This is a genomic window from Vibrio sp. E14, from assembly GCF_020515785.1.
Lineage (GTDB): Bacteria > Pseudomonadota > Gammaproteobacteria > Enterobacterales > Vibrionaceae > Vibrio > Vibrio diabolicus.
The window spans coordinates 1-16,035 of sequence record NZ_JAHPJI010000010.1 but is presented as its reverse complement, the minus strand read 5'-3'; the positions used below and the strand labels follow the sequence as shown (position 1 = coordinate 16,035).

General features: G+C 42.1%; 13 protein-coding genes and 2 pseudogenes. 11 read left to right on the top strand and 4 right to left on the bottom strand.

Annotated features, from left to right (window positions below; all coding sequences use genetic code 11):
* Positions 1-380: 380 nt before the first annotated feature.
* Both LIX84_RS20095 and LIX84_RS23570 read right to left on the bottom strand, forming a co-directional pair.
* The gene (locus LIX84_RS20095) at positions 381-1,550 is read right to left on the bottom strand and encodes an MFS transporter (RefSeq protein WP_226422046.1); all 1,170 of its coding nucleotides are present in this window, start codon (positions 1,548-1,550) and stop codon (positions 381-383) included.
* 191 nt (positions 1,551-1,741) lie between these two features.
* Complete coding sequence (locus tag LIX84_RS23570; RefSeq protein WP_198599890.1) at positions 1,742-2,059, bottom strand: IS1 family transposase; 318 nt, start codon at positions 2,057-2,059, stop codon at positions 1,742-1,744.
* Positions 2,060-2,406: 347 nt separating this feature from the next.
* On the opposite strand from LIX84_RS23570, the gene LIX84_RS20085 reads away from it, so the two are divergent.
* Entirely contained in the window at positions 2,407-3,381 is a 975-nt protein-coding gene (locus LIX84_RS20085) for an alpha/beta fold hydrolase (RefSeq protein ID WP_052764195.1), read from the top strand.
* A gap of 210 nt (positions 3,382-3,591) precedes the next feature.
* Here LIX84_RS20085 and LIX84_RS20080 read toward each other — a convergent pair whose 3' ends face one another.
* Positions 3,592-4,485, bottom strand: coding sequence for a LysR substrate-binding domain-containing protein (locus LIX84_RS20080; RefSeq protein ID WP_047009887.1), 894 nt, complete (start codon positions 4,483-4,485; stop codon positions 3,592-3,594).
* A gap of 211 nt (positions 4,486-4,696) precedes the next feature.
* Here LIX84_RS20080 and LIX84_RS20075 point away from each other — a divergent pair, with 211 nt between their 5' ends.
* Both LIX84_RS20075 and LIX84_RS20070 read left to right on the top strand, forming a co-directional pair.
* Positions 4,697-5,464 carry a carbohydrate deacetylase gene (locus tag LIX84_RS20075; protein ID WP_047009886.1) on the top strand — a complete coding sequence of 256 codons (768 nt, stop codon included), beginning with the start codon at positions 4,697-4,699 and terminating at the stop codon, positions 5,462-5,464.
* Between the two features lie 104 nt (positions 5,465-5,568).
* Complete coding sequence (locus LIX84_RS20070; protein ID WP_226422045.1) at positions 5,569-7,416, top strand: MOSC N-terminal beta barrel domain-containing protein; 1,848 nt, start codon at positions 5,569-5,571, stop codon at positions 7,414-7,416.
* 123 nt (positions 7,417-7,539) lie between these two features.
* Here LIX84_RS20070 and LIX84_RS20065 read toward each other — a convergent pair whose 3' ends face one another.
* Positions 7,540-8,463 (bottom strand): LysR family transcriptional regulator, encoded by a 924-nt coding sequence (locus LIX84_RS20065; RefSeq protein WP_005378550.1) that lies wholly within the window; start codon positions 8,461-8,463, stop codon positions 7,540-7,542.
* Between the two features lie 119 nt (positions 8,464-8,582).
* Here LIX84_RS20065 and LIX84_RS20060 point away from each other — a divergent pair, with 119 nt between their 5' ends.
* From LIX84_RS20060 to LIX84_RS20025, 8 genes and pseudogenes are all read left to right on the top strand, one after another.
* Positions 8,583-9,335 carry a 3-oxoacyl-ACP reductase family protein gene (locus LIX84_RS20060; protein WP_226422044.1) on the top strand — a complete coding sequence of 251 codons (753 nt, stop codon included), beginning with the start codon at positions 8,583-8,585 and terminating at the stop codon, positions 9,333-9,335.
* A 357-nt stretch (positions 9,336-9,692) separates the two neighbouring features.
* On the top strand, positions 9,693-10,463 hold the full coding sequence (locus tag LIX84_RS20055; RefSeq protein WP_226422043.1) for a TerC family protein: 771 nt from the start codon (positions 9,693-9,695) through the stop codon (positions 10,461-10,463).
* A gap of 164 nt (positions 10,464-10,627) precedes the next feature.
* Positions 10,628-12,742 (top strand): protein-disulfide reductase DsbD family protein, encoded by a 2,115-nt coding sequence (locus LIX84_RS20050; RefSeq protein ID WP_226422042.1) that lies wholly within the window; start codon positions 10,628-10,630, stop codon positions 12,740-12,742.
* Positions 12,739-13,044, top strand: coding sequence for a redoxin domain-containing protein (locus LIX84_RS23485; protein WP_226422041.1), 306 nt, complete (start codon positions 12,739-12,741; stop codon positions 13,042-13,044). The genes LIX84_RS20050 and LIX84_RS23485 overlap by 4 nt, the downstream gene beginning before the upstream one ends.
* Before the next feature lie 217 nt (positions 13,045-13,261).
* Positions 13,262-13,966 carry a DsbA family protein gene (locus LIX84_RS20040; protein WP_226422040.1) on the top strand — a complete coding sequence of 235 codons (705 nt, stop codon included), beginning with the start codon at positions 13,262-13,264 and terminating at the stop codon, positions 13,964-13,966.
* Between the two features lie 118 nt (positions 13,967-14,084).
* Positions 14,085-14,423 (top strand): annotated as a pseudogene (locus LIX84_RS20035) (tetratricopeptide repeat protein); the annotation flags it as partial.
* Between the two features lie 18 nt (positions 14,424-14,441).
* Positions 14,442-15,368 (top strand): PhzF family phenazine biosynthesis protein, encoded by a 927-nt coding sequence (locus tag LIX84_RS20030; protein ID WP_102545760.1) that lies wholly within the window; start codon positions 14,442-14,444, stop codon positions 15,366-15,368.
* A gap of 308 nt (positions 15,369-15,676) precedes the next feature.
* Positions 15,677-16,035, top strand: a pseudogene (locus LIX84_RS20025) (integrase); the annotation flags it as partial.

Genomic DNA, 16,035 nt, shown 5'->3' with positions numbered 1-16,035 from the left:
CCTAAAAACGCTGAGAAAAACAAACCATAAGATTAGCCCAATGCATTACTTTATGGCGTTCACGAAGTCTCATTTTCCTACTTTGACTTGCTTACTTCATTAGTCAGCGAGCAGTTCAGTACGCCCATAAGAGCAAGCAATCGCACTGTCGTGATGCAGTCGATGGGAAGGCGTGTTGGCTTACTCAATTCTGCCCCAAACTTTGTTAGAACTAATAGACACTTCAAAGTAGCGACATGCACTTTGAATAACGTAATCTAATGCAAAATGAATGGCTGATTGGACTAATATGTTTAATCCAATCAGGAATGAGCAAGTAATAGAAATAGTGCTGACCTTTGCGGTTATGCTTCTCTAATGAAAGCCAGCACTTTCGCGGATTAATTCACTTCTGAAAGTTTAAGAACGGGACTTTTTTTCTGATTTAGTAAGATACTAATCAACGCTAATACCGTAAATGCTAAGCTTGATAGGAATAGATTTTCTACACCGAACTGAGCGATAAACCACCCCGCTATTACCGAGCCAATAGTAATTCCTAGGTTTGAAAAAGATACAAAAAGACTATTCGCAAACACTTTAGAATCTCCCGCATTTTCCATTATCCATGTCTGGCTAACGATCAAGCCTGCTGAGTGTACAGCGCCCCAAAATGCAACCATGGCAATCATAAAGTAGAAAGAAAATCCCATAAGGTAAATTGTGATAAAGGTAAGACTGAATAGTACAGGGTACAGTACTACAGTTTTTCGCATATTCTGACTGAGTAACTTACCAAAGATAAAGTTGCCAAAGATACCAAATACACCGAACACCATCAGCATGGCACTAATCCACGTACCGTTCATATTCGTTACTGTGCTTAAGTATTGAGTAATAAAGCTGTACGAAGAAAACATCGCTGCAAAGATGAATATAACGGTGAATAGCGACAGCCACATGGACTTGCTACGTAAAATAGTCACTTGAGAGCCGAATGACATTTTTTCCTTTACAGGCGCGCTTTCCATCAAGAACATTACACTCACTAACGCAATGGCGCACGCCCCTAAACCAAAGTAGAAGGCATAAGCAAGTGAATATTCTTCAGCCAGAAAAGCGCTAATCGGAATACCAAAGACCAAACCTACCGCTACTCCACCAAAAACTTTAGCGGCGGCGTTGCTTTGTTCTTCAACTGGAACCATAGAAGTGACAACCACTAAAGCAACAGAAAAGAAAACAGCATGGACTAAAGCCGGTAGAACGCGAAATATCATCATGGTTGAGTAATCTTGCGTCATGGCGTACACAAGGTTCGAGAGCACGAATAAGGAAAGAATGCCGACTAGAACATACTTCCTATTCCATCCAGACATCAATAATGTGATGAAGGGTCCGCTTATGGCGACAATGACAGCATAGATACTGACTAATAGCCCCGCTTCTTGTACGTCAATGTTTAAATCTTTCATGACTTGCGGAAGAAGACCGATGATACCCAGCTCTGTCGTGATAACGCCAAAAACGGCTAAAGATAGAGCAAAGATAAACAAGCTTTGTTTTTTCATTGTTTCAACTCAAATGATTATTAACGTATGGAATATATGTACCGTTAACATTGGTTGTTGTTAGAACACTCAATCCATGCTTTGGATAGGTGACGCAAAAATGTTGTTTTTCGTCCAATAAAAATGCCGTTATCAATGCAATTGAATTCGGCAAATTATCGGAATTCGCATTTTCAAAGGGGGAATGGCTTCTATTTATCCCGATGACATGCGCTTAGAACCGTGTTGTACGAAACTTGCAAGTGACGACTGGTTGCTCGCTTTCCATGATTTTGTGCGGTCATTTCAATAATTCTGCCCCTAATGCCTGGTTTGCAGGCTTCGTAACAATAGTTCACCTGAAACGTGCGACAGCAACTCAGGCAGCGATACCTTTGATGGCCTTTAGGGCCATAGCCATGCTTTACCACGCTGTCACTCTTACAACAGAAGTGGCAATGGGGGTTATTCGTCGTCACATCGAACCTCAAAGTCTCAGCGAGAGATACCGAGAATCTTTTGAATGTCATTATCAAGTTGGATTGCATAATAGGGGATAACACACGCCGAATTAAGTCCTTTAGATTATTAATACATATTCCCACCAGGACCTAATGTGTGTTTTTTGCAGCGTTAGACTGAACATCAAGCTCAGAAGAAAGCAAAACAAGTATCTGTTTTTAAATAATTTAATCTCTGGTTTCTTTCGATAAATAGAAGGTGTGATGAATGCACACAATTTAGCCGTTACGTTGATTTGTTAAAAAATACCCAGTTGACGACTCGAACATGCCATGACACATTTTGCGCCCTGCTTCGGTATGCCATTTAATGTGAGGGCATATCGGTATAACACGTTATGAGATGATTTAACCTTATGAAAAAATGGAAGAAAACACTTTTAGCCTCATCGGGTATTTTACTTTCCTCAATGGCTATTGCGGGTAATGAGCAGAGTCAAAAAAACAGTGAGTTTCCAATCCCTGCAGGCTTTGAAAGTAGCTTTAAAGACGTGAATGGCGTAAAGCTTCACTACGTAGTTGGAGGTGAAGGACCTTTATTATTAATGGTTCATGGTTTTGCTCAGTCATGGTACGAGTGGCACCAATTAATGCCTAAATTAGCTGAAGAGTATCAAGTTGTAGCCATGGACCTGCCAGGGTTGGGATTGTCTGAGCCGCTCAACTCCTCTTATACAGGACAAGACGTATCACCTTATATCCATTCTTTAGCTAAAACCTTTAGTCCGGAAGAGAAATTTAATGTTATCGCTCATGACATTGGCGGTTGGGTGACCTACCCAATGCTGGCTCAGCATCAGAATGATATTGATAAGGTCGCTTTATTAGAGACCATCGTACCAAGCGACCTCATCTATACGTTCCCAGCCTATACACCTCAGGGAGAGTCGACCGCGTGGCACTTTAGTTTTTTCTCTGCTAAGAATGAATTAGCTGAATCACTTATCTCCGGTAATGAAGATAAGTTTTTTAAACATTTCATTCTTGAGCATGCAGAAAACAAGAATGCATTTTCAGATGAACTCTTCAGTATGTATGCTGACTCTTATAAAAAGCCTCAAACGTTACATGCCGCTTTTGAATATTACAGAGCGCTCCCAGAGTCTGTGATTCAAAATGACAATCTATCAGAGAATAACTTGTTGAAAATGCCGATTTTGGCAATATCAGGTAACGGTCAAGGCAGTTTAGGTAAAACTCAAATTAATCAAATGAAAGAGTATGCCAACGACGTTCAAGGTCATGTGTTGGAGTCATGTGGCCACTGGTTGATGGAGGAGTGCCCCGTCCAGGTTGAAAGTATTGTTACTGACTTTTTTGACAAAAAATAATTTACAAAACTGAGCTGAGTTTTGTTTCTATTGCGGTCTTCATTGCTGCTATAGACTGTCTATCATTGTTCTTAATACATACCCTAGAGTTAAACACTAGGGTATTTTTTCATTTGAGGGGTGATGAGTCTAAAGCGTTGGAGAGGTTCAGAGAACAATGGTGATTGAGTTGATTCGTGCTCAGTCATATCGCGATACAACGAGCACGCATTATTCGTTGTCTAGTTCAGAATGTACCCAGCGAGAAAACGCTTGAAATTTTGCTCTCGTTTCCATGCCTTTAGGACAAACCAAATCGTAGCCCTTTCCTGATTCAATATGTGGAAATGGTGCGACTAATCTCCCCACTTGGATTAAAGGTAGCGCAAATTCATATCGAGCAAGGAATACACCAAGCGATAATTCCGCTGCTTCCATCGCCAGCCTGTTATCACTATAGAAATCACATCGCTTTTCGCAGTCGATGCCGGCATTCATCTCATCTAACCAATACTGCCACGCACTCGTATCCCCTCTATGGATAAAATTAACGTCAGATAGAGCGCTCAACCCATTGTGAAGGCCATGCTCGGCGGCGTAATCAACACTGCACACAGGTGTTCTTTTCCCTGAAAACAGTCGCTCACTGTAGTGGTTTGGATACCGCCCTTGGCTATAAAAAATCGCCACATCGTAAGGCTCAAATTGAAAATCAGATTGATTTTGTTTGGTTTGCAGCTTGATGCTTAGATTTGGGTATAGCTGACGAAGTGAAGGGAGTTTCGGGATCAGCCAAGCAGAGGCAAAATAAGGTGATGTCGCTATATGTAAGCTACCAGTCAGCTCTCCGGTTTGAATGTCAGAAAGGGTGGAAAATATGGACTCAAATGATGAGTTCAAAACACTCAGAACTCTTTGTCCCTCCGGGGTTAGCTCTAACTTTCGGGTTTTTCTAATGAATAGATTGAATTGAAGCTGCATTTCCAGTTTTTTAATTCGCTGGCTCACCCCACCTTGAGTCAGAAAGAGCTCTTCTGCTGCCTTGGTAAAACTCAAGTGGCGCGCTGCAACGCTAAAAGTATGAAGCAGAGAAAGCTGCTGTTGTTGATTGGTTATTGAGCTCATGCATTACTCTGGTTAATTCATTTAAAGGTATTGTTCGTTTGTCCGAAGCTGTGAGTCATTATAGATTAATTTGTGTAATGTCACATTACAAGGACGTTAATGGTGACCAATCAAGAAGCGCAACGTTGCCGATGGCGGAAAGTTCAACACGGGCATCGGAACTGATAGCGCTATTACTAGAATCGATAAAATACAACTTGGATGAGATACGATGAAACTTATATTAAATGCTGATGATTTTGGGCTGACGGAGTCGGTGAACTTGGGGATTGCGGATTGTTTTCGTGCCGGAACCGTAAAATCGACCACCATCATGATGAACCAACCTGGCGTCGCTCATGCGTCACAGCTCTATCAACGTGGCCTTATTTCTGAAGTTGGACTGCATTTTACAGTGACATCTGGTCAACCCATTTCAGATCCTACATTGGTTCCAACACTGGTCGACGAGAATGGTCATTTTTTTGATAGAAAGACCCTATTTAATAAATCCGATGTCTCCTCTAACGAAGTGGCGAGAGAGCTTAAAGCGCAATATCAAGCCGCTATAGACGCAGGCTTTAATATTAATCATATCGATAGCCACCATTTTGCAGGCGCCTATCGCCCTCTTAAAATAGGTTTTACACAAGCAGCCAATGAAATAGGCCTCCCCGTCAGGCGTATTGATAGCTTTATACGAGGTCAAAACTTGTTATCGGTCCCGACACCAGATGCGTTTGATATGGGATTTCATGCCGAAGGCGCTAATATTGAATATCTCAAAGCCATGTTGCTGGCTTATCAAGACAGCATGCCTAACAGCACGATTGAATTGATGTGTCACCCTGCCAGAACGCTTGATGAAGAGCTAGAGGACATCTCTAGCTATGCCCATGCTCGCGTTGAAGAGTGGAAGATTTTAACCAGCGATGAGTTTTCTCTCTGGCTAAGAAAAAATGACATTGAATGCGTCGGCTTTGATGCGCTTCATGCTTAATTCAGCGAAGCAACCTACCTCCTCACAAGATAAACCATCAGCCTTGATCGGTCGTTAAAATCATCGCTTGCGGTTCAATCAACACAATAATAAAGGGTGACATTGTGGTAAATCCTACCGTACTTTCCCAAATCACTATTTATCCAGTTAAATCCATTGGCGGGCTTTCACTCTCTTCTTCGTGGACTGAAAAGCAAGGCCTTGCTTTTGATCGTCGCTTTATGCTGGCGCTGACTGGCGAGGCGGTTTCCGCCTTAGCTAAATACCCAACGATGGTGACGGCGCGTCAATATCCAAATATGGTTCAAGTGAGTTCCAGTCTACTGCCAACTGGTATCATTTTTTCTTACCCTGGGATGGAACCGCTAAAATTACACTATTCTACTTTTAAAATGCAGGCGACAGATGCCAGTGTTTGGAGAGACCGTTTTTCCGCCTATACAACAACCGATGAAGCGAATGATTGGTTTAGCCAAGTGATAGGGAAGCGAGTTGAGTTACTGTTTACTGGCGAGCAATCTAACCGCATGAGAGAACGCCTTGGTCATAATGTGAGCTTTGCCGACGGTTTTCCTATTTTGCTTATTAGCTCTGGCTCATTAGCGGAACTGAATAGACGCAGCAGCGACGTCCACACCATGGAACAGTTTCGTACTAACCTTGTGGTGCAATCAGACGAACCTTTTATCGAAGACTCATGGAAGCGTATCAAGATAGGTGACGTCGAATTTGAAATTGTAGAGCCGTGTGAGCGGTGTATTTTAACGACACTTGATCTGGGAAATAGGGAGTTTAGGGCCAGTAAAGAGCCATTGACAACCTTTTCGCGCTTTAGAGCCAACGAGCAAGGCAAAATATTTTTCGGGCAAAACCTTGTAGCGAAAAACGAAGGTGTTATTTCCATCAATGATGCTATCGAAGTGCTTGAGTATAAGTCCAAGGAGTTTTATGAAGATCTCGACGCAAAAAAACAAGTGTTGATTTGCGTTGAAAGAGAACCTGTAGCAAGAAACTTCGAGACATTTTGGTTTGAGCCTAAAAATGGCTTGGTGCCTGAGTATAAAGCGGGACAACACCTCCCTATTGAGATCACGGTCAATGGCAAACTGACTAAACGAATGTATACGCTGTCATCTAGCCCCTCTCGACCAGAGCGTTTGTCGATTTCAGTGAAGCGAGTCAATGGTGGTGAAGTCTCCAACTGGTTATTCAACCACTTACAAGTTGGCAATACCATTATTGCGGATCAACCCAAAGGCACATTCCATATTACTAAAGGCTCGAATGACCCGCTGTTGCTGCTTTCTGCTGGTAGCGGTGTGACGCCCATGATATCCATACTTCGGTATTTGACTGACCAACGAGACACTCGTGATATTGCGTTTTATCATCAATGTTTGACGGAAGCGGATATTCCATTCATGGAAGAGCTCGTTATGCTAGAAAAGCAACACGCCAATGTGACTGTGACTATAGCCCTTAGCGAGCCATCAACTGGTTGGGTAGGCGAAAAAGGGCATTTTAGTCGTACTCATTTAAATCAAATTTCAGAGTTTCACAAGCGTCAAGTTTTTGTATGTGGTCCTAGTGGTTTCATGGAAAGTACAAAGCGCTTAATGATAGACAGCGGGCTGCCTGAAGAACAGTACCATCAAGAGACGTTTGGCGTTGCAAGAGTGGCGGACGGGAACGAGAAAAGGGTTCAAATTAACCTTGATGGTGTCGTGTTTGAGGGAAGCAACCAGCGCACCGTTCTGGAGCAAGCTGAAGCAGCAGGGCTTTCTATTTCGAATAACTGCAGAGCTGGTTTCTGCGGCGCCTGCAAAGTCACGGTGAAATCAGGAGAGGTTTACCAGCCCGATGCGTCTGGAATTGAAGACAGTGACAAGGCGAAAGGAATGGCACTAGCTTGCTGCGCGATACCTAAGACAAATGTAAATATTGTTAGCTAGTATGTAGGTTTTATGATGATTGAGGCCACCATCAAACTTTGATAGTGGCCTCAATATCGTTGGACTATCTAAAACACAATAACACCCAAATGACCTGCAATGTCATGCTTCGATTAGTCAACATTACAAAGAAGCCTCGAAAATATCTGGATGACGGCTCGATAATGCAATGATTTCATCTATGATGACTCTTATTTTAGGCAGAATGTAAGGTGTTTTTAGCCAAACAATACTGATGGGTGCTCCTTCGCCATTGAGTTTCTCTAATACAGGGCATAATTGTCCATCATCAAGGTATTGCTTCACTAACCATACTGGTAGTTGAGCTAAACCTGCACCAGATAAAGCCGATTGTAAAATGCCTTCACAGTCGGCTATCTCATGACGTGCTGAAATATCGACTGATTCGGTTGCCCCCTTCGCATTTTTCAGTAGCCAGCTATGCCTTTGTCCTATAGGCCAGCCGACGATGCAATCATGTTGGGCTAGATCTTCTTTTTTGGTAATCGGCCCTCGAGTTGCTAAATAAGAGGGAGAGGCACATATCACCCTTTTTTGCTCCCCAATTTTACGTGCAACAATATCGCCCGAGTTTTCTAAGTGCCCAACGCGGATCGCAAGATCAATTCCGTCACTGACTAAATCCGTAGGACGGTCATTAAAGGTAATAGATAGATCTAATTGCTCGAACTTGGACGTTAATTCTAGCAACTTGGGTAGGATTGCTCTTCTACCGAGAACTGCGGGTAAATCAATACGCACACGCCCTGATGGCAATAATTGTTGATTGCTTAAGCGCTTCTCTGCTTCCTCTAAAATAGTCATCGCTTTAAGGCAGTCGGCTAAATAGGAATCCCCATCATTGGTCAACGCGATGCGTCGAGTTGTTCGATGAAGGAGTTTGGTGCCTAGCTGCTTTTCTAGTCGAGCAACGCTTTTACTTAAAGCTGAACCGGTCATCCCAAGCGCTTGGGCCGCAAGGGTAAAACTCCCCAACTGCGCAACGGTGACAAAGTGACGAACTTCCACAAACTGGCTTTTTAACATTAATTAATTCCTCAGGGGACTTTATGTTTGTCATTATATGGACTTAATAAGCGGATGTGAATCGATTATTCTGCGTACATCAACGAGATGATTACATCGACTTTTCAATTAAGGTAAACATGATGAATAACTTCAATAGATTCAAAGGTAAGGTCGCTTTTATCCAAGGTGGCAGTCGAGGTATTGGTGCCGCCATTGTTGAGAGATTGGCATTGGAGGGAGCGTCTGTTGCTTTTACATTTGTGTCATCCCACGGAAAAGCCAAAGCGCTTGCGGAGAGTTTAACTTTACAAGGTGGCAAAGTCATCGCAATAAAGGCGGATAGCACTAAACCTGAAGATATCAGAAATGCAATCAGCGAAACCATAGAACAACTTGGTCAAATTGATATTGTCGTAAACAATTCAGGTACGCTGATCTGGGACAGTATTGAAAATTTGACGATGGATGATTGGGACAAGACCATCAATACCAACGTACGAAGTGTGTTTGTGGCGATTCATGAAGCTGCGAAGCACATGAATAATAATGGCAGAATAATCAATATCAGTAGTACGAACGCTCAGCGCATTCCTTTTGCTGGCGGTTCTATCTATGGAATGAGCAAGTCTGCACTAACCGGATTGGCCAAAGGTCTCTCTCGCGATTTAGGCCCTAGAGGCATTACCGTCAACAACATTTTACCAGGTCCGGTAGATACCGACTTAAACCCAGACAATGGCGATACTTCAGAGCCTGTAAAAGCTATTGGTGCACTTGGTCGTTATGGTCAAGTAGAGGAGATTGCGAGCTTAGTAGCATTCGTCGCTAGCTCAGAAGCGGGTTACATCACTGGTGCTGACTTGATGATCGACGGTGGCTTTTCCTCTTAATCGAAATACACGGTCGAGTCACTCACGATTGATCAACCCAACCTCAAGCAATCATCACTTCATGATGAGCAAAGAGAGATACGATGATTGGCCTACATCCAAGGTCAATCATTCAGCACCTATCAGTTTTGAACAGTTTTGCGCGCTTGCTAATGACATCCAGTTATTACCACATAAACATCCGATGTTAAATATCGAGCTCCCCAATAAAACAGATAGCGTATTAAAAAATTAGCGTTATTAAAACGAATGCTTAGTCTTATTCCATTTCTAAACAGAGAGGTAAATTACTTCTATGGACGACCCCTTTAGGTGCCGTTTTATCCCATTGTCTTCTTGTATTAAGGAGATAAGCACATGCTAGAGCTCTTTCTACAACCCGAAATCTGGGTAGTATTTGCCACGTTATTGATCCTTGAAATTGTTTTGGGTGTCGATAATGTCGTCTTCATTTCAGTTCTATGTGAACGACTCCCAGTACAGCAACGCAAAGTTGCACGTAATTTAGGTATTGCTCTGGCGGTGTTAACGCGAATAGGTCTTGTGTTTTCTATTTCGTGGGTGATGTCTCTGACTAATCCTTTGCTGAGCTTCGCCCATACAACGTTCACCGGACGAGATATTATTATGATATTGGGTGGTGGTTTTTTGTTGGCTAAAAGTGCGAAAGAACTTTGGTCATGGTTAAGACATACACCATCGTCATATTCGACTCGAGCTAGGACTGGATTAGCCGTCGTACTTCTCCAGATTGTGGCGGTAGATGCCGTTTTTTCTATGGATTCAGTCATAACCGCCGTTGGTTTAACATCTGAAGTACCAGTTATGATAGCCGCTATTTTGACATCCGCGATTTTTATGATTTTAACGGCGGAAAAAATCAACGACTTAGTTACTCGTTACCCTGGATTTAAAACATTGGCTTTACTGTTTTTGGTTTTATTGGGCGGACTACTAATGGCGGAAGGTTTAGCCATTCATATCAATAAAGGCTATGTGTACTTTGCTATGGTTTTCGGACTAACGCTTGAGTTATGTCATATACAAATAAAAAACAAACAGAAGCGAACCTTAGTCATCCAGCGAATTAAAGCATTCCAGTCTAAAACCAGTCAGGAGGTACTCTAACTTGTTAAGGGTTCTATACAAGGAATGACCGTAAAAAATCATAAGCGATCATTGACTCCATTGAGAAATCATTTTGTTTCTACCTTCTCTAAAGGTTGTTGATAGATCAAAGAAACACATCTTCAGTATTTAGTTTGATCTATTTTATTTTCATAGGGTAATAAATGAAAAATTCCAAACCAGCTTGTCGTCTAGCTTTCGTAGGGTTGTTTATAGCAATAGTGGCTACCTTGTTTGCCAGTGTGGTCAAGGCAGAACCACTGACTACAGGTTGGTTGAAAAACCCCAACCACCAACCAGTCGAGACACGATTTGTCATCAGTGGGCAGGTTGATGCCGAGAGCAAGACGGTTGCTGGTTTTCTAGAAGTGCGCTTAGCGGGGGACTGGAAAACCTATTGGAGAAGCCCAGGTGAAGGCGGGATCGCGCCAAGTATGACTTGGGATGGTTCTAAAAACCTTAGTGACATTGTATGGCATTGGCCTCATCCAAAGAGATTTGAGCTTTTAGGTATTGAGACACTGGGCTATAAAGGCAACGTTATCTTTCCTATGACCCTACATGTAAATGATTTAGATTCCCCGGTGGTATTAGATGCAAATCTGACACTCTCATCATGCACGACCGTCTGTGTTTTGACCGACTATCCTTTCGAAATATCATTTATTCCCTCAGAGCTGAAGCTTTCTGAATCGGCTATGCATACTTACGCTCAAGGGATGAGCTTAGTACCCAAACCATCCCCTCTTATTAAAAATGTGAACGCTATCTGGGATGAACAAAATAGTAAGTTACAAGTCACTGTCGAGAATAGCATGGGTTGGACGGAGCCCGACATGTTAATAGATGGGACCACAGAAGAAGTCCGAGACTCGGCATTCACACAACCCGTTTTCGAGGTTGAAGGGAACAAACTGGTTGCGACATTTGACGTCACCAACTGGATGGGGACACCTCAGCTTGATGAGCAAACGATAACCGTCACTTTAGATGACAATAACTTCATTGCTGAGCACGCCACTACAGTCAAATCTCAAATGATTATTGAAGATCGGGGCAATTTTAATATCGCTCAGATGATTCTATTCGCTTTGTTTGGTGGCTTCATTCTTAATATCATGCCATGTGTCCTACCCGTTTTAGGAATGAAATTGAGTAGTATTGTCTCGACTCAAGGTTTAGAGAAAAGACAGATACGCTTTCAGTTTTTGTCTTCTTCCTTAGGTATCCTGGTTTCATTTTGGTTGATTGCACTATTTCTAACCGTCCTAAAGCTATCAGGTAGCGCTATTGGATGGGGGATCCAATTCCAGAACGCTTGGTTTATTGGATTAATGGTATTCATCACAGGCGTATTTGGGGCAAATATGCTGGGGTTATTTGAAATACGCTTGTCCTCTAACGCAAACACGTGGCTAGCAACAAAAGGGGATAACTCATATAAAGGACACTTTACTCAAGGTATGTTTGCGACTTTGCTTGCCACGCCGTGTTCCGCTCCGTTTTTAGGCACCGCTGTGGCGTTTGCTCTCGCGACAAGTATTCCAGTTATGTTTTTGATATTCACGGCATTGGCTTTGGGTATGGCATCACCATGGATAGCTGTGGCTCTATTCCCATCGGTTGCACTAAGACTGCCAAAGCCGGGCCAATGGATGAATAACATCAAGTTGTTATTTGGCTTTATGATGCTGATAACCAGTGTTTGGTTGTTAAGTCTGTTATCTAACCATGTACCAATGTTATGGGTGTATGTAATTTCAATAGTAGCTTTGGCTCTATTAGTCATGCGTACATTGCGTGTGTATGGAAAAAAGGTTGCCACATGGACAGGAGGTGCTCTGATTATATTAATTTCAGCAAGTCTGGTTGTAGGCAGCATAACTTCTAATAAATCGGCCACATTACTCCCTCCTGAGCCAAACTGGGAGCCACTTTCAACAACAGCAATTGAAAATCATATTGCTGACGGAAAAGTTGTTTTTGTCAATGTTACTGCCGATTGGTGTATTACTTGTAAAGCGAATAAGATTGGTGTGTTACTACAAGACCCAGTCTATGGAATGCTGCACCATTCAGAGGTTGTTGCAATGGAGGGCGACTGGACAGTACCTAGCCAAAGTGTAACGAGCTATCTGCAAGAAAATGGACGATTTGGTGTCCCATTCAATATCGTTTATGGTCCTAAAGCCCCTAATGGAATACCTCTTCCCATTGTTCTTACAGATGAATCTGTGATAAGTGCGATTGAGACAGCGAACGGAAATAATAAAGAGTGAAATATAAAAAATTAAGGCGTTGGCTTAAAGAGATTGGTCTTTTCGTTTTTATTGCTGTTGTCTTTTCGATCGGGGTGGATTTGTGGAGGCAACAGAGTATTCCTGTTGCTAATGCTCCCAACATTGTTGGCCAGTCGATTGATGGTAAAAGTGTCGATATCTTTGAAATGAGTAAAGAAAAGCCTGTCATCGTTTACTTTTGGGCTACTTGGTGTCCAGTCTGTAAGTTTGTCAGCCCGACCATCAACTTGATAGATAAAATGGATTCTTATGAAGTTATTGGTGTGTCAATTAGCTCTTGACCTGATGAGCGGATAGCGAAGTTTTTAGAAGCTCACCATTATGACTTTTCGAATTTGAATGATTCACGAGGATTGAATGCGAGAGCTTGGGGGATTTTAGTTACTCCGACGATCGCAGTTGTTAAAGGTGGGCAAATTCAACTCGTTACCACTGGTTTCACGACTCCTATTGGTCTCTTGGCTAGGATTTGGTTTGTATAATAACTGAGAAAATGAGATGAAGATTGGTTATAAAATATTGATTGCAAATGTATTTGTTTCACCGTTTGCGTTAGCAATGACACATGATGATAAAATTGAAGACATTACTAAGATACTTCAAGAAAACCCTTTGATTATAGATAACCTTCATGAAAGCTTACACTTGTATGTGAATCAACAAAAAGCTTTCGAGGCTACAATCGCTGAAAATTACGACTATATGTACAATAACTCTAATCACACAAGCTTTGGTTCTAGTAATGCGAAAACTACGATCATTAATTTTACAGATTACAGTTGTCCTTGGTGCAAGAAATTAGATGGTGTGTTAGATCAACTTGTAGATAAATATCCCAATGATATTAAAGTTGTGAATATTTACGTACCTATTAAAGAGATGTCAAGCCATTCCAATTCAGCGAGTTTTGCCTTAAATGTGTGGGAAAACCATCCAGAAGAGTTTGCTGAAACTCATGCGTTGCTTATTAAAAAACCAGGAATACATGATCAGCGTTCTATTGAACGAATTGCTAAAAGATTGGGTCTTGAGAACCATATCAAATCAGATCCTTTGACCGATGAGATGCTTGCAAGAAACTACCAGATATTTAACCAGTTAGGTATGCGAGGAACGCCCGGGATGTTGTTAAATGGTCAAATTATTCCCGGATATGTGCCACTTGATAAGCTGGAAGCATTGGTGAAAGACTCCGCTGAGTAATTCGGATAGAAAGCTAAACCACCTCAAATTGAGTTATGTAGTGGCGTAGTTAATTTGGCCAATCTTCTTAGCAACAAAGATATCATACCTCCATATTGGATGATCTTATGATAATCAAGGACTTGAGTTAGAAGCAGTTCAGCATTATAACTCCGCACTAACTGGTGACCTCGGTGAGAAAGACCATTTTGAGGCTCTATTTAGCCTGGCTAGCACGCTGAGAAGCCTCGGGAAATATAATGAAGCAGCCGTTTGGTTTGAAAAAGCATGCACTCTTTTCCCCAATACAAAGGAGGCGATGCCATTTTATGCAATGTGTTTGTATAACCTTGGAGAGGATAAAAACGCGGTCGAGAGGTTATTAAACCTCCTGATTGACACAACAAGCTCAGAGGAGATTTTAACGTACAAACGAGCTATCAGGCTTTACGCGCAAGACTTAGATCGAACTTGGTAATTTTAAGGAAATGAAGCTGTGACTATTGATACGACACTCGCCATTGAACATGACATAAACGTCTATCTTGTTAATTCATTTACCAAAGGCGGATTAGGCGGAAATCCTGCTGGAGTTGTTTTAGGCCCACCTTCCCTTAGTACAGAACAAAAAACATACATCGCGCGACAGGTTGGCTTTTCTGAAACGGCCTTTGTGTACACCAATAAAGAAACAGATTTCAAGGTGGAATTTTTTACTGCTGAAGGGGAAGTGGACTTTTGTGGTCATGCCACTTTGGCTGCATTTTTCGTATTGGCTTCGCAGGGGTTCATTGAGCAAGGTTGTTACACACAACAAACAAAAGCAGGTATTCTTCATGTAGCCGTCGATGATAGCTCTATTGTAATGGATCAAACCAAACCTCTGTTTCGTCGCGCCCCTCATGTTAAAGACATCGCTTATGCTATTGGCATATCTAGTGACGTGATTACGAGTACGGGATTGCCTATTGAAATCATCTCGACAGGTTTACCCGATATCATTGTCCCTGTGCAGACTGGACATTTAGATATCCTAAAGCCTAACTTTGCTGCGATATCGAAGCTAAGCCAAGAGTTCAATACTATCGGTTTCCACGTATTTGAACTTAGCAACGATAAGGCAACGATTGCCCATTGCCGAAATTTCGCACCTTTATATGGTATCAATGAAGAATCAGCGACAGGCAGTGCGAGTGGGGCTTTAGGTTGTTATCTTATTAAGCATGGCATCACTGATAGCTTAACGTTCGCTTTAGAGCAAGGACGCTCAATGGGGGCCTTATCTTTGATTCAAGTTACCATTGATTCTAAACAAGGTATCATTCGCCGGGTTAGAGTCGGAGGTCAAGCGTCCTTGGAAGGAATGAAGGAAGTGCCGATAAGTTTATCTCACATTGAAAACCTACGACTTTGCAAGGTTTAGAATGGTTATTTTTCGGTATGTCCTATGCCATCAAAAGCGTAAGAGTTACGTAACTCTTAATGGTTTTTGATGGCGCAGTTCATTCCCTAAATCAGGACGGTGAACATCCTTGATATGAGGATTCATTAGTTTAAGTATCAAATTTTAATCTGATACTGACAAGTTAGAGTGGAGGTTCTAACTCGGAAATGTCCACGGATGATTCTGAGCACCCTGAACGACTGCGTGATCGATGGCTATCAGGCTGGAACAGTTTCAGTTTATAGCCAGACTTTATGTTGACCAATAATATCGAAGAGGAGGTCAACATGAGAAAGTTATCTTCAGGAAAATGCAGCGGCATTAAACGACCATTCAAGTTGGAAGAAATTTGGCGAATTAGAACTAGGCTAGAGCTTGAAAGCGACCTAATGCAGCTTGCACTATTGAACTTAGCCATTGATAGCAAATTAAGGGCAAGTGATTTACTAAGGCTGCATGTATATGATGTTTCTTCGCAAGGTGTAATCTATGAAAGGGTTCAATGCATCCAGCAAAAAACTGGCACCGACGTCCACTACGAGATTACCCCGAGAACGCAACAAAGTATTAGCCGATGGATCTACTCGGCATCCTTAGAGGCAAGCAGTTTTTTGTTTCCAAGTGGTCGCCGAAAAGGACAACCTAT